Source organism: Caballeronia arationis (genome assembly GCF_001544975.2).
GTDB lineage: Bacteria > Pseudomonadota > Gammaproteobacteria > Burkholderiales > Burkholderiaceae > Caballeronia > Caballeronia arationis.
This window is the reverse complement of sequence record NZ_FCOG02000012.1, coordinates 1-13,226: the sequence shown is the minus strand read 5'-3', so window position 1 is coordinate 13,226 and position 13,226 is coordinate 1. Positions and strand designations below refer to the sequence as shown.

The following is a 13,226-nucleotide window of genomic DNA, read 5'->3' as shown; positions in this document are numbered from 1 at the left end:
ATTTACGGATCGGGTGTTCGCCGCATCGATTATCTCCGGCTGTTTAATCATAGCGGCGCCAGGTGAAAAACGCAGAATGATCAAGGCTAATGCCAGCACATAAACGATCCGCGCGCGCAATACTGGTTTTCCCGGTCAATAAAAAACCCCTTGCGAACGCAAGGGGTTTTCAAAGGCGCCGATGTCGCTCGCGGTTTAGAGCGCGCGGATGTTCGCAGCCTGCTTGCCCTTCGGGCCCGCCTTCGTTTCGAAGGACACGCGCTGGTTTTCCTTCAGCGACTTGAAGCCGTCGGCACGGATCTCGGAGAAGTGCGCGAACAGGTCTTCGCCGCCAGCGTCGGACGTGATGAAGCCAAAGCCTTTAGCATCGTTGAACCATTTGACGATACCGGTTTCCATATACTCGATTCCCTCGGAAGTTTGATCAAAACGGGCGAACCCTTTAACGCCGTGTCAATTATCGCCGCCAGAACGGCCGCCGGCATATTAATCCACGGCCTCGCTTTTATATAAGGAGGCGTCGCGAGCGTCAAGTCAATTTTCAGTGACAAACCGTCTTGATTCAGCATTATTTGCGCGAAGCAAATCAACTCACGCTGCATGACTTAAGCACATTAAACAGTACAGCACGACACAAGAATAATCAGAGGAAGTTCTTACCACAAATGTAACAAGAGTTTTCTAATCGTAAGTGTTTACGCGTCTTGTTCGAACCGCTTCCAATCCGCAAACTGGAGTCGTAATTTGCAGACGAATCAGGAGGGTCAGTTGTGATGACCGAACTCAAGCGCGCGCTTCAAAAAATGATGTCGCTCGTAGCACCGATGACGCCCGAAGCAACCGCCGCCAACGCTGCCGCCCCGCTCGAATTCGATCCGGTCTGGCATGGCGATCACTGGCAGAACCTTTTGTCGTCGCCGATGGATGCCCGGCATTACGTGATGGAAGACTGGACCATTCCGTTCCAGTACGAATCCACAGACGCTCCGGCGGAGGTCAATGCCGGGAAAAAAGCTGCCTGATCGGCTGCCTTGGAATTCGATGCACAAAAAAAAGCGCGACTGGAAAGTCGCGCTGACAAAGGTTTGGAGATCTTTTCCGTCAACGAAAAAGTCTGCTTCGGAAAGCAGAGATGTCAGTATAGCGAGGCGCGCCGCAATAATTACCACCATAAACGGCAAACGACTATTGCACTTATCTCAATAATCTAATTTTCGGATTATTCATCTTGCGCACGGCATTATTTTTGTCGTGAATGCGCAACGGCAAAAGGTTGACACCCCTCGCCGACTTCTCTCGATTCCCCGTAAAGCCTTGTCAGTCAAGGCTTGCCGACGATTTCCAGATCATTGCCGATCAAAGAATACTTTATTGCGGATTTCAGAATGTCTGCGCTGTAACGCCGTCTTTACACTTCGTGTGGTCCGGAAACAAATGTGTTCAAAACCGAACATATTGCTCGCCTGACAGCGCCTCTCGCAGCGCGTCGGAGGGAAGGTTTCCTTCAAGCCTGGGCTCACCGCCCATTCTGCTCTCGGAGTTACAAAGATGAAAAAGACTCTCATGGTCGCCGCCCTGACGGGCGTATTTGCTACCGCCGCTCACGCACAAAGCAGCGTCACGCTGTACGGCCTGATCGACGCGGGCATCACGTATACCAACAACCAGCAAGGCCACAGCAACTTCAAGGCGACGAGCGGTTCGGTCAACGGCAGCCGTTGGGGCTTGCGCGGCGCTGAAGACCTCGGCGGCGGGCTGAAGGCAATCTTCACGTTGGAAAACGGCTTCAACATCATGAACGGCAACAACGGCCAGGGCGGCCGTGAGTTCGGCCGTCAGGCGTTCGTCGGTCTGTCGAGCCAGCAGTTTGGCGCCGTGACCCTCGGTCGTCAGTATGACTCCGTCGTCGACTACCTCGGGCCGCTGGCTCTGACGGGCACGCAATACGGCGGCACGCAGTTCGCCCACCCGTTCGATAACGACAACCTCGACAACTCGTTCCGCGTGAACAACTCGGTCAAGTACACGAGCGCGAACTACGGCGGCCTCAAGTTCGGCGGCATGTACGGCTTCTCGAACGAAGCAGGCGGCTTCGCGGACAACCGCGCTTACAGCTTCGGCGCATCGTATAACTACGGCCCGTTGAACGTTGCCGCAGCGTACATGCAGTTGAACAACGCGAACGCCCTCGTTCCGACCAACCCGAACGGCGCAATCGCTTCGGACGCTCCGTTCGCAGCAGGCCGTCAGCGCGTCTACGGCGGCGGCATCAGCTACGCGTTCGGCGCGGCAACGGTCGGCTTCGTGTTCACGCAGACGATGCTCGACGACGCAACGCAAATCACGACGGCTGGCACGGGCGGCGCGGCGATCAACCTGACCGATCCGCATGCTCGCTTCACCAACTACGAAGTGAATGGCCGTTACAACCTGACGCCGGCCCTGAGCCTGGCAGGCGCGTACACGTACACGGACAGCCGTATCGACGGCGTGAAGCCGAAGTTCCACCAGGTCAGCCTGCAAACGGCCTACGCGCTGTCGAAGCGCACGGACGTGTACCTGCAAGGCGAATACCAGCACGTGACCGACACCGAAGGCACGAACCTCGGCGCGACGATCACGGGTGTTGGCGTGTCGTCGACGGAGAACCAGGTTTCGGCAACGGTCGGCATTCGTCACCGCTTCTAAGCTTCATCCGCCGTACCGATGTGAAAAAGGCGCCGCTTGCGGCGCCTTTTTTTATGCTCCGGCTGCGGTGCGCTGTTCAGGAACCGCGCGGATACCGGACATCGAGAATATCGATCTGCTGGACGCCCGCCGGCGTATGCAGCGCCACCGTGTCGCCGATCTTCGCCTTCAGAAGCGCCCGCGCGATGGGCGAAATCCAGCTGACGTGCCCGACATCGAGATCGACCTCGTCGACACCGACGATCGTCACCGTATGCGACTCGCCGTCGTCGCCCGCGTAATCGACCGCTGCGCCAAAGAACACCTGATCGACGTTCTCCTGCTTGCTGCTGTCGACGACTTCCGCCAGATCCAGCCGCTTCGTCAGAAATCGAATCCGCCGGTCGATTTCGCGCAGGCGCCGCTTGCCGTAGATATAGTCGCCATTCTCCGACCGGTCGCCGTTAGACGCCGCCCACGAAAGCAGCTTCACGATGTCCGGACGCTCGACATCGAGCAGATGCAGCAGTTCGTCGCGCAGCCGCTGATGCCCGGCCGGCGTGATGTAGTTCTTGGTGCCCGCGGGCACGTCGGGCTGGGCGACATCGAGGTCGTCGTCCGTATCGTCCGATTCTTTGACAAATGCCTTATTCATGGTGCAAACCGCCCAAAAGTCCCGTGGAAATGCGCGCAGGATTACGATTACGCTGATGTACAAGGTAACACGAAGGTGAACGAAACCTCGCGAAAATGCCTTCCGGCTCTTCCTTTTTCAGACAGGTTTGTCTATAATCTCGCTTCTGCGTGCGGCTGTAGCTCAGTTGGATAGAGTACTTGGCTACGAACCAAGGGGTCGTGGGTTCGAATCCTGCCAGCCGCACCACTCTTTCAAGCGTATTTCCCCTCGGGAAGTCGTTTAATCAGCAAATAGCGCTTAACTACGAGCGCATCGAAGTATCGAGTAGTATCGGTTTTGCGTGCGGCTGTAGCTCAGTTGGATAGAGTACTTGGCTACGAACCAAGGGGTCGTGGGTTCGAATCCTGCCAGCCGCACCACTCTTTCAAGCGTATTTCCCCTCGGGAAGTCGTTTAATCAGCAAATAGCGCTTAACTACGAGCGCATCGAAGTATCGAGTAGTATCGGTTTTGCGTGCGGCTGTAGCTCAGTTGGATAGAGTACTTGGCTACGAACCAAGGGGTCGTGGGTTCGAATCCTGCCAGCCGCGCCACCTTTTGAAGGGCCTTCCATCCGGAAGGCCCTTTTTGTTTTTTCCGCGTCATCTGTCGCGACTTGGACAAGCGCGCTACTGACGCGGCGACGATCCGATATCGCCGATGCGCCCGTCCGGCGCCGGCATGTCCTCCACCGACGCCACCGCGCTCGGCTCGCCGATCGGTTCCGCGCGCGCGCCGAGCAGCGTCTGCGGGCGACGCAGGACTTCGTCTTCGACGGCGTCGCCGAATGCGTGGCGCACGAACGCCCTCAGCAACGCGATCCTGAGCGACGCGCCCCTCCCTTCCACCTGTCCGCCATCCCTGCCGAACGTCGCGGTGCAAATCACCTCGCCGCGCCCGTGATCGCTCATTTCGAGCCGGCAGGCGCGCTCCAGCACGACTGACGCCGCTTCCCACGACGTCGAAGGCAGGAAGCGTCCGTCCCACGGCTTGCCGCGATCGTTGCCGCGGATCGAGAGCGTCTCGCCGCTGTCGGTGAAGTGGATTTCGCGGATGAAGTCGTGCAGGCCGCGCGCGACCCAGTAGTCGAGCGCGGGACCTTCGAGATCGGATGTTTTCATGGTCGTGCCCTCGTGTACGTCGTGTTCGTTCAACGGGTACAGGCACGCAGGTTACGTTCCAGCGCCGGCGCGCCAAAAACGGTCGATGTCAGTAATCACCGCGCTCGCGGTCGATGCGAATGCCGCCATCCTGGTTGCGATGGTGCGGCTCGTCGCTCGGACGCTCGCGCGCGATGCGCATCACATCGGGATTCGTGCGCACGCGCCGCATCACGTTCGCGAGGTGCACGCGGTCGCTCACCTGGATCACGAAGCGCAGCAGCGTGGCTTCCTGCGTGGGATCCTCGTCCATCGCGATGTGGACGATATTCGCGTCGGCCGAAGTGATGTCCGCGGCGACGCGAGCGAATACGCCCTTCGTGTTCTTCACGAGCACCTTGACCGCGACGTCGAAGAGACGCCCCGGCTGCGGCGCCCACGCCACGTCGATCCAGCGGCCCGGGTCGCGGCGATGAATGCGTTGCGCGACGCGGCAGTCGGTCGTATGGATCGCCATGCCGAGGCCGATGCCGATATAGCCCATGATGTCGTCGCCGGGAATCGGGCGGCAGCACGCCGACAACTGCACCGACATCCCTTCCGTGCCCGTGATGACCACCGGCGGCGCAGTATTTGTGGTGAAGCTTTCGCGCGGGGAATCGTCGTCGTCCCGGCCGTTCATCAGCACTTCGATGCGCTTCGCCATCACCGCCGCCACGCGCCGGCCAAGGCCGATATCGGCGAAAATTTCCTGGCGCGTCTTGTTGCCGGTCCACTGCACGAGCTTTTCCCACGCTTCCGGCGTGACTTCAGCCAGCGTGAGGCCGTAGCCCTTGAGACTCTGGTCGACGAGCCGCTCGCCCAGTTGCACCGATTCGTTCAGGCGCATCGTCTTCAGATAGTGACGAATGGCCGAGCGCGCCTTGCCCGTGCGCACGAAGCCGAGCCACGCGGGATTCGGCTTCGAATACGGCGCCGTGATCACCTCGACGATATCGCCGCTCTTCAGCTCGGTGCGCAGCGGCAGCAATTCGTTGTTGATCTTCACCGCGACGCACTGGTTGCCGAGGTCGCTGTGGATCGAATACGCGAAGTCGAGCGCGGTCGCGCCGCGGGGGAGCGGCATGATCTTCGACTTCGGCGTGAATACGTAGACGGCGTCCGGGAACAGGTCGATCTTGACGTGTTCGAGGAATTCGCTGGAATCGCCCGCTTCGCTCTGGATGTCGAGCAGCGACTTCAGCCACTGGTGCGCGCGCTTTTGCACGTCGTTGAGATCCGCGCCGCCGTTCTTGTACAGCCAGTGCGCCGCCACGCCCGCCTCGGCGATCTCGTGCATCTTGCGCGTGCGGATCTGGAACTCGATCGGCGCGCCGAACGGCCCGACGAGCGTCGTGTGAAGCGACTGATAGCCGTTCACCTTCGGAATCGCGATGTAGTCCTTGAACTTGCCCGGCACGGGTTTATAGAGCGCATGCAGCGCGCCGATGCACGTGTAGCATTCGAGCGCGCTCTCGACCACCACGCGAAAACCATACACATCCAGCACCTGCGAGAACGACAGCTGCTTGTCGCGCATCTTCTTGTAGATGCTGTAGATGGTTTTCTCGCGGCCGGTGACTTCGGCGGAAATCTTCGCGTCGCAAATGGTGCGCTGGACCGCTTCCAGAATCTTGCCGACCACTTCGCGCCGGTTGCCGCGCGCCGCCTTGACCGCCTTTTCGAGCGTAGCGTAGCGGTTTGGGTTGAAGTTCGCGAAGCTCAGGTCCTGCAACTCGCGATAGGTATTGTTCAGGCCGAGCCGGTGCGCGATCGGCGCATAAATGTCGATGGTCTCGCGTGCCACGCGCCGGCGCTTCTCCGGCGGCACCGCGCCCAGCGTGCGCATGTTGTGCAGCCGGTCGGCGAGCTTCACGAGGATCACGCGCACGTCGCGCGCCATCGCGAGCAGCATCTTGCGGAAATTTTCCGCCTGCGCTTCCTCGCGGTTGCGAAATTCCATCTTGTCCAGCTTCGACAACCCGTCGACCAGTTCCGCGACCTTCGCGCCGAAGCGCTCGGCGATCTCGGTCTTGGTGACGCCCTGGTCCTCGATCACGTCGTGCAGGAGCGCCGCCATGATCGACTGTGCGTCGAGTTTCCAGCCCGCGCAGATTTCCGCGACCGCGACCGGATGCGTGATGTACGGCTCGCCGCTTTGCCGGTACTGGCCGAGATGGGCTTCGTCGCTGAAGTGGAAGGCCGCCTTCACGTCCTTGATCTCTTCGGGCAAGAGATAGGACGAGAGCACATTCGTCAGTTTCGCGATGGAAACGACGTCGTGCCGGCGTGGCTGCTCGGGTGTCGCGGTTGGCCCGAACAGATGGCGAAACGACTGTTCGAGGACCGCGTCGATGTATTTGCGTGCCGGCGCCGGGTGGCTCGAGTCTTGAGCCGAGTCCTGGGCCGACTCGTGATCGGCGTCGTTATCCGCGTCGACGGAGACGGGCAAGGGTGTGTGACTCATGTTCGCCTCCGTGGTTGTGACGTGGTGGACGCCGGTTGCTAAAAAAGCTCGATGAAAAACGGCGCCGTCAGACCGGCACCTTCTTCAGCATCTCCACGCCGACCTGGCCCGCCGCGATTTCGCGCAGCGCTACGACGGTGGGCTTGTCGCGGCTTTCGATCTTCGGCGTGTGGCCTTGCGCGAGCTGACGTGCGCGATAGGTAGCCGCGAGCGCCAGCTCGAAGCGATTCGGGATCTGTTTCAGACAGTCTTCTACGGTGATGCGGGCCATGTTTGTTTCCTTCGGAATATGTTCTTCATTCTACCTTATGTGACCGGAACACCCTGATCACGAAGCATGCGGCGTATGAATGCCCAGTTCCACGAAAAGCTGCGTGTGGCGGGCGTATTGCGAACCGAAGCGCAGACGCGTCGCCGCAACGAGACATTGCAGTTCCGCGAGCGCGCGTTCGAAGTTCTCGTTGATCACGACGTACTCCGCTTCCGGCGCATGCGACATCTCGCTGCCGGCCGCGAGCAGGCGCCTCACGATCACGTTCTGCGGGTCCTGTCCGCGCTTCTTCAGGCGGTCTTCGAGGGCATCCAGCGACGGCGGCAGGATGAAGATCTCGACCGCGTTCCTGAACTGCTTCTTGACCTGCTGCGCACCCTGCCAGTCGATTTCGAGCAGCACGTCGTGGCCGCTCTTCATCTGCTCCTCGATCCACACGCGCGACGTCGCATAGTAATTGCCGTGCACTTCCGCGCTTTCGAGGAATTCGCCCTTTCCATGGCGCTCCATGAATTCGTCGACGGAGACGAAGTGGTACTGCACGCCGTTCTTGTCCTTCGGGCGCGGCTCGCGCGTCGTGTACGACACCGACAGGCGGATCGCCTGGTCCTGCGCGAGCAGCGCGTTGACGAGCGTCGACTTGCCGGCGCCCGAAGGCGCGACGACCATGAAAAGGTTGCCCGGATAGATGCCGGTGTAGGTGCTGAGATGCGGGTTGCGCGTCGGGGTGGTCATTGAAACGTTACTCCAGGTTTTGTACTTGCTCGCGCATCTGCTCGATGAGGAGCTTGAGCGTCATCGACGCATCGGCGAGTTCCTTCGCCGCCGCTTTCGAGCCGAGCGTGTTCGCTTCGCGGTTCAGTTCCTGCATCATGAAGTCGAGGCGCTTGCCGACCTTGCCACCCTTTTGCAGCACGTGGCGCGTCTCGGAGAGATGAGCGGTGAGCCGCTGCAACTCTTCCGCGATGTCGATGCGGATGCCGTAGATCGTGACCTCCTGGCGAATCCGTTCCGCGATTTCCTCGCGCGGCAGGCTCGTCGTGGTGCCTTCGGGCGCCGCGATGCCGAGCGCGTCCTGCAGCCGCTCGACGATCTTCTGCTGATGCTTCGCGATCAGCTCCGGGACGAGCGGCGTCACGCGCGCGACGATCGCTTCCATCTCGGTTGCGTTGTTGATCAGCACCGAGGCGAGCGCGGCGCCTTCGCGCGCGCGGACATCGATGAGATCGGCAATGGCCTGCTTGCCGCACGCGATCACCGCTTCGCGCAGCGCTTCCGGCGACACGCCGCTCTCCGCGAGCACGCCCGGCCAGCGCAGGATTTCGCCGGTGCGCATGCGTTCGGCCTGCGGGAAGATTTCCAGCACCGAGCGCTCGAGCGCCGCGAGTTGCGAGAGCGCATCGCGATTGAGCGCGCCGGCGTTCGCGGTCTGTTCCGCGCGATTCAGGTTGATCCGGATGTCGACCTTGCCGCGCGAGAGCTTCGTCATCAGCATTTCGCGCAGTTGCGGCTCGCAGGCGCGCACGTCTTCGGGCATGCGGAAGTTCAGGTCGAGAAAGCGCGAATTCACCGTGCGCAATTCCACCGATACGCCGATGCCCGAGCCGCTGGGTCCGGCGCCGTCCGCGGCGACTTCGCGCGTCGCGCTGGCATAGCCTGTCATGCTGTAGATCATGGTACGTCTCGCGATATGGACCTCCGAGCGGAGGCCGGTTTGCTACGAGCGCCCGGCTGATGACTTGTGCATGAGTGGCACGCGAGGAGGCCGGGCGGGGAAGCGGCCATTATCCCATTTTTACCGCGAAGGCCCGGCAATCGTGCCGCTGAAGCCGATGCAGCGCGGGCCTCGCCGACGATCGCGATCGATTGGCGATAAAATGCCCGGTTGAGCCTCGCCTCTCGTTTCTCCACCATTTTTCGCACATTCCATGACCGATTCCGTCCTGCTCGACCCCTCCGCCCTCGACCGCCCGAGCGGCCGCCGCGCGAACCAGTTGCGCGACGTGCGCATCACGCGCCACTACACGAAGCACGCGGAAGGCTCGGTGCTCGTCGAATTCGGCGACACCAAGGTGATTTGCACCGCGAGCATAGCCGAGCGCGTGCCCGAATTCCTGCGCGGCCGCGAGCAAGGCTGGCTCACGGCGGAATATGGCATGCTGCCGCGCGCCACGCACACGCGAAGCGACCGCGAAGCGGCGCGCGGCAAGCAAACCGGCCGCACGCAGGAGATCCAGCGCCTGATCGGCCGTGCGCTGCGCTCGGTGTTCGATCTCAACAAGCTCGGCGCACGCACGCTGCATATCGACTGCGACGTGATCCAGGCTGACGGCGGCACGCGCACCGCGAGCATTACCGGCGCGTTCGTCGCGGCGCACGACGCGGTGTCGAAGCTGGTGGCGTCGGGACGCATCGCGGAATCGCCGATCAACGACTTCGTCGCGGCGATCTCGGTCGGCGTGTATGCGGGCACGCCGGTGCTCGACCTCGACTACGACGAAGACTCGCAGTGCGACACCGACATGAACGTCGTGATGACCGGCGCGGGCGGATTCGTCGAAGTGCAGGGAACGGCCGAAGGCGTGCCCTTCACGCGCGCCGAAATGAACAAGCTGCTCGATCTCGCGCAATCCGGCATTTCCACGCTGATCGCGAAGCAGAAGGTCGTGCTGGAGCTGATCGGTGCCTGAAGCCAATGAACTGAAGCGGGTCGTCCTCGCATCGAACAATGCGGGCAAGCTGCGCGAGTTCGCGTCGCTGCTGAATGCGGCGGGCATCGAACTGATCGCGCAGGGCGAACTGGGCGTGCCGGAAGCGGAAGAGCCGCATGCGACCTTCGTCGAGAACGCGCTCGCGAAGGCGCGTCATGCGTCGAAGCTGACCGGCCTGCCCGCCCTCGCCGACGACTCCGGCCTCTGCGTGCACGCGCTGCGCGGTGCGCCCGGCGTGTATTCGGCGCGCTTTGCGCAACTCGCGTGCGGCGAAAAGAGCGACACGGCGAACAACGCGCGTCTCGTCGCGGAACTGGCGGGCAACGCAGACCGCCGCGCGTACTATTTCTGCGTGCTCGTGCTGGTCCGTCACGCCGACGACCCCGAGCCGCTGATCGCCGAAGGCCGCTGGTATGGCGAAGTGATCGACGAGCCGCGCGGCGCGCACGGCTTTGGCTACGATCCGCACTTCTTCCTGCCGCCCCTCTCCGCAACCGCCGCGGAACTCGAGCCCGCACGCAAGAACGCGGTGAGCCATCGCGCCATCGCACTCGGCGCACTGCTCGGCCGGCTTAAGGAACTCGCGTGAGCACGGGTCCGCAAGCCATCAACGTCGTGAAGGCCTTCACGTCGCCGGGCAGCATCCGGCTGACGTCGTTGCCGCCGCTGTCGCTCTACGTCCACTTTCCGTGGTGCGTGCGCAAGTGCCCGTATTGCGATTTCAACTCGCACGAGTGGAAAGGCGATTCGTTCCCCGAAGACCGCTATCTCGATGCGCTGCGCGCCGACCTCGAACGCGCCCTGCCGCTCGTGTGGGGCCGGCAGGTGCACACGATCTTCATCGGCGGCGGCACGCCAAGTCTCTTGTCCGCGAAGGGGCTCGACCGGCTGCTGTCGGATGCGCGCGCGCTCCTTCCGCTCGACGCCGACGCCGAAATCACGCTCGAAGCGAATCCCGGCACGTTCGAAACGGCAAAGTTCGCGCAGTTTCGCGCGAGCGGCGTGAACCGGCTGTCGGTGGGCATCCAGAGTTTCAACGCGCAGCATCTGAAGGCACTCGGGCGCATCCACGATTCGACGCAGGCGCACAAGGCCGTCGAGATCGCCGCGCGCCACTTCGACAACTTCAATCTCGACCTGATGTTCGCGCTGCCGCAGCAGACGCTCGACGAGTGCAGAAGCGACATCGAAACCGCGATCGGCTTCGCGCCGCCGCATCTGTCGCTGTATCACCTGACGCTCGAACCGAACACGCTGTTCGCGAAGTTCCCGCCGCAAGTCCCCGACGACGATGCCTCCGCCGACATGCAGGAGTGGATTCACGAGCGTACGCGCGAGGCAGGTTACGAGCGTTATGAAGTGTCGGCGTATGCGAAGCCGCATCGCCAGAGCCGCCACAACCTGAACTACTGGCGCTTCGGCGACTATCTCGGCATCGGCGCGGGCGCCCATACGAAGTTGTCGTTTCCGCAGAAAATCGTGCGCCAGGCGCGCTACAAGCATCCGGCGACCTACATGGACGAAGCGCTCGCCGGCACGCCGAACCAGGAAGAGCGCGAAGTCGGCCCGCACGACCTGCCGTTCGAGTTCATGCTGAACACGCTGCGGCTCGTCGAGGGGTTTCCGGTGCATGCGTTCGTCGAACGGACCGGACTCGCGATGTCGACGATCGAACCCGCGCTCGTCGAAGCCGAGCGGCGCGGCCTGATTCATCGCGACTTCGAGCGCATCGCGCCGACCGAACTCGGGCAGCGCTTTCTCAACGACCTCCAGGAACTCTTCTTGAAGGACACTCGAAGTTGAGCGCGCCGAGCACCCTGCCCGGCCCCATCATGCGTCATCGCCCGTTCGCGCTGTTCTGGAGCGCGCGCGTGATGTCGTCGGTGGCGTTCCAGATGATGTCGGTGGCGATCGGCTGGCAGATTTATTCGATCACGCATAGCGCATACGCGCTCGGTCTCGTCGGGCTCGCGCAGTTTGTGCCGATGTGCGTGCTGACGCTCGTCGTGGGCCACGTCGCCGACCGCTACGACCGGCGCACGATCGCGTTCGTCTGCCAGGGCATCGAAGGGCTCGCGGCGATCACGCTGTGCGTCGGCGCCTGGCACGGCTTGCAGAGTCCCGCGCTGATCTATGCCATCGCGACGATCACGGGCGCGGCCCGCGCGTTCGAATCGCCTTCGATGGCAGCGCTCCTGCCGAACCTCGTACCGCGCACGCAATTGCAGCACGCGACCACGTGGTCCACTTCAGCGAACCAGACCGCGCAGATTCTCGGGCCCGCGATGGGCGGCCTGCTGTACGGGCTTGGCGCGTCGAGCGTCTACGGCGTGGTGGCATGTGCGTTCGTCGCGGCGGCGGTGTTCGTGGCATCGATTCGCATCGACGAAGCCGTGCGCATGCGCGCGCCGCTTTCCTTCGAGGCGCTCTTCTCGGGCATCGCGTTCATTCGACGCAAGCCGGTGATCCTCGGCGCGCTGTCGCTCGATCTGTTCGCGGTCCTGCTCGGCGGTGCGACCGCGCTCCTGCCGGTCTTCGCGCACGACATCCTGCACACCGGGCCGTGGGCGCTCGGCGTGATGCGCGCGGCGCCGGCGGCCGGCGCGCTCGCCGGGTCGATCTGGCTCGCGCATTTTCCGCTGAAGCAGCGCGCGGGGACGGCGCTCTTCGGCGGCGTGATCGTGTTCGGCATCGCGACCATCCTGTTCGGGCTGTCGCGCAATCTGTATGTGTCGCTGGTTGCGCTGGCGGCGCTCGGGGCGTCGGATGTGATCAGCGTCGTCGTGCGCACGTCGCTCGTGCAGTTGCAGACGCCCGATGAAATGCGCGGACGCGTCGGCGCGATCAATTCGCTCTTTATTGGCACGTCGAACCAGCTTGGTGAGTTCGAGTCGGGGATGACGGCCGGATTGTTCGGCGCGGTGCCGGCGGTGCTGATCGGCGGAGTCGGGACGATCGCCGTCGCGCTGTTGTGGATGCGGCTATTTCCTTCGTTGAGGGCGACGCAGTCGCTGGAAGGCTGAGTCGGCTGCCACGCGGCGGATAGGAGCGCGAAGTTGCGTTACAATACGCGCCTCCTGGAGGTGTGGCCGAGCGGTTTAAGGCACCGGTCTTGAAAACCGGCGAAGGAGTGATCCTTCCGTGAGTTCGAATCTCACCGCCTCCGCCAGAGATGAATGAAAGACCCCATAACCAATAAGTTATGGGGTCTTTTTTTTGGGATCGTCGGGGGAATCTATGGGTGAATTATTGTGCGCGGCTAGCCAAGTGAAGCTCGATTCCGATACTGATAGAGC

General features: G+C 62.3%; 13 protein-coding genes and 4 tRNA genes. 10 read left to right on the top strand and 7 right to left on the bottom strand.

Features of this window, described 5'->3' with window-relative positions; translation table 11 throughout:
• Nucleotides 1-195: 195 nt before the first annotated feature.
• Nucleotides 196-399 carry a cold-shock protein gene (locus AWB81_RS09420; protein ID WP_062634503.1) on the bottom strand — a complete coding sequence of 68 codons (204 nt, stop codon included), beginning with the start codon at nt 397-399 and terminating at the stop codon, nt 196-198.
• Between the two features lie 404 nt (nt 400-803).
• On the opposite strand from AWB81_RS09420, the gene AWB81_RS09415 reads away from it, so the two are divergent.
• Together AWB81_RS09415 and AWB81_RS09410 are read left to right on the top strand one after the other, a co-directional pair.
• Nucleotides 804-1,022 carry a hypothetical protein gene (locus AWB81_RS09415; protein ID WP_096032055.1) on the top strand — a complete coding sequence of 73 codons (219 nt, stop codon included), beginning with the start codon at nt 804-806 and terminating at the stop codon, nt 1,020-1,022.
• 526 nt (nt 1,023-1,548) lie between these two features.
• On the top strand, nt 1,549-2,688 hold the full coding sequence (locus AWB81_RS09410) for a porin (protein ID WP_062634501.1): 1,140 nt from the start codon (nt 1,549-1,551) through the stop codon (nt 2,686-2,688).
• 76 nt (nt 2,689-2,764) lie between these two features.
• Here AWB81_RS09410 and greB read toward each other — a convergent pair whose 3' ends face one another.
• The gene (gene greB / locus AWB81_RS09405) at nt 2,765-3,322 is read right to left on the bottom strand and encodes a transcription elongation factor GreB (RefSeq protein ID WP_062634499.1); all 558 of its coding nucleotides are present in this window, start codon (nt 3,320-3,322) and stop codon (nt 2,765-2,767) included.
• A gap of 151 nt (nt 3,323-3,473) precedes the next feature.
• On the opposite strand from greB, the gene AWB81_RS09400 reads away from it, so the two are divergent.
• The 3 genes from AWB81_RS09400 (at nt 3,474) to AWB81_RS09390 (ending at nt 3,896) form a co-directional block, all read left to right on the top strand.
• A tRNA-Arg gene (locus AWB81_RS09400) sits at nt 3,474-3,550 on the top strand.
• Between the two features lie 96 nt (nt 3,551-3,646).
• Nucleotides 3,647-3,723 (top strand) — tRNA-Arg (locus AWB81_RS09395).
• Nucleotides 3,724-3,819: 96 nt separating this feature from the next.
• Nucleotides 3,820-3,896, top strand: a tRNA-Arg gene (locus tag AWB81_RS09390).
• 75 nt (nt 3,897-3,971) lie between these two features.
• On the opposite strand, the gene AWB81_RS09385 is transcribed toward AWB81_RS09390, so the two are convergent.
• From AWB81_RS09385 to AWB81_RS09365, 5 genes are all read right to left on the bottom strand, one after another.
• Nucleotides 3,972-4,463, bottom strand: coding sequence for a phage protein NinX family protein (locus tag AWB81_RS09385; RefSeq protein WP_062634710.1), 492 nt, complete (start codon nt 4,461-4,463; stop codon nt 3,972-3,974).
• An 88-nt stretch (nt 4,464-4,551) separates the two neighbouring features.
• Nucleotides 4,552-6,948: a RelA/SpoT family protein gene (locus AWB81_RS09380; protein ID WP_062634497.1), complete on the bottom strand. Its 2,397-nt coding sequence runs from the start codon at nt 6,946-6,948 to the stop codon at nt 4,552-4,554.
• Nucleotides 6,949-7,015: 67 nt separating this feature from the next.
• Nucleotides 7,016-7,219, bottom strand: coding sequence for a DNA-directed RNA polymerase subunit omega (rpoZ, locus tag AWB81_RS09375; RefSeq protein ID WP_006025620.1), 204 nt, complete (start codon nt 7,217-7,219; stop codon nt 7,016-7,018).
• 57 nt (nt 7,220-7,276) lie between these two features.
• Nucleotides 7,277-7,954, bottom strand: coding sequence for a guanylate kinase (gmk, locus tag AWB81_RS09370; RefSeq protein WP_062634495.1), 678 nt, complete (start codon nt 7,952-7,954; stop codon nt 7,277-7,279).
• 7 nt (nt 7,955-7,961) lie between these two features.
• The gene (locus AWB81_RS09365) at nt 7,962-8,894 is read right to left on the bottom strand and encodes a YicC/YloC family endoribonuclease (protein ID WP_062634493.1); all 933 of its coding nucleotides are present in this window, start codon (nt 8,892-8,894) and stop codon (nt 7,962-7,964) included.
• A gap of 253 nt (nt 8,895-9,147) precedes the next feature.
• Between AWB81_RS09365 and rph the strand changes: the two genes are divergently transcribed.
• The 5 genes from rph (at nt 9,148) to AWB81_RS09340 (ending at nt 13,099) form a co-directional block, all read left to right on the top strand.
• Complete coding sequence (rph, locus tag AWB81_RS09360) at nt 9,148-9,909, top strand: ribonuclease PH (protein ID WP_062634491.1); 762 nt, start codon at nt 9,148-9,150, stop codon at nt 9,907-9,909.
• Nucleotides 9,902-10,519, top strand: coding sequence for an RdgB/HAM1 family non-canonical purine NTP pyrophosphatase (gene rdgB, locus AWB81_RS09355; RefSeq protein WP_062634489.1), 618 nt, complete (start codon nt 9,902-9,904; stop codon nt 10,517-10,519). Before rph ends, rdgB begins: the two co-directional genes overlap by 8 nt.
• Nucleotides 10,516-11,733, top strand: a complete 1,218-nt coding sequence (gene hemW, locus AWB81_RS09350; RefSeq protein WP_062634487.1) for a radical SAM family heme chaperone HemW — start codon at nt 10,516-10,518, stop codon at nt 11,731-11,733. Before rdgB ends, hemW begins: the two co-directional genes overlap by 4 nt.
• Before the next feature lie 29 nt (nt 11,734-11,762).
• Nucleotides 11,763-12,953 carry an MFS transporter gene (locus AWB81_RS09345; RefSeq protein ID WP_200822479.1) on the top strand — a complete coding sequence of 397 codons (1,191 nt, stop codon included), beginning with the start codon at nt 11,763-11,765 and terminating at the stop codon, nt 12,951-12,953.
• Nucleotides 12,954-13,009: 56 nt separating this feature from the next.
• Nucleotides 13,010-13,099, top strand: a tRNA-Ser gene (locus AWB81_RS09340).
• Nucleotides 13,100-13,226 lie beyond the last annotated feature (127 nt).

Excerpts from the sequence above, each read along its gene's own strand:
- AWB81_RS09420 (WP_062634503.1), bottom strand. The coding sequence starts at position 399 with ATGGAAACCGGTATCGTCAAATGGTTCAACGATGCTAAAGGCTTTGGC.
- AWB81_RS09415 (WP_096032055.1), top strand. The coding sequence starts at position 804 with ATGATGTCGCTCGTAGCACCGATGACGCCCGAAGCAACCGCCGCCAAC.
- AWB81_RS09410 (WP_062634501.1), top strand. The coding sequence starts at position 1,549 with ATGAAAAAGACTCTCATGGTCGCCGCCCTGACGGGCGTATTTGCTACC.
- greB (WP_062634499.1), bottom strand. The coding sequence starts at position 3,322 with ATGAATAAGGCATTTGTCAAAGAATCGGACGATACGGACGACGACCTC.
- AWB81_RS09385 (WP_062634710.1), bottom strand. The coding sequence starts at position 4,463 with ATGAAAACATCCGATCTCGAAGGTCCCGCGCTCGACTACTGGGTCGCG.
- AWB81_RS09380 (WP_062634497.1), bottom strand. The coding sequence starts at position 6,948 with ATGAGTCACACACCCTTGCCCGTCTCCGTCGACGCGGATAACGACGCC.
- rpoZ (WP_006025620.1), bottom strand. The coding sequence starts at position 7,219 with ATGGCCCGCATCACCGTAGAAGACTGTCTGAAACAGATCCCGAATCGC.
- gmk (WP_062634495.1), bottom strand. The coding sequence starts at position 7,954 with ATGACCACCCCGACGCGCAACCCGCATCTCAGCACCTACACCGGCATC.
- AWB81_RS09365 (WP_062634493.1), bottom strand. The coding sequence starts at position 8,894 with ATGATCTACAGCATGACAGGCTATGCCAGCGCGACGCGCGAAGTCGCC.
- rph (WP_062634491.1), top strand. The coding sequence starts at position 9,148 with ATGACCGATTCCGTCCTGCTCGACCCCTCCGCCCTCGACCGCCCGAGC.
- AWB81_RS09345 (WP_200822479.1), top strand. The coding sequence starts at position 11,763 with ATGCGTCATCGCCCGTTCGCGCTGTTCTGGAGCGCGCGCGTGATGTCG.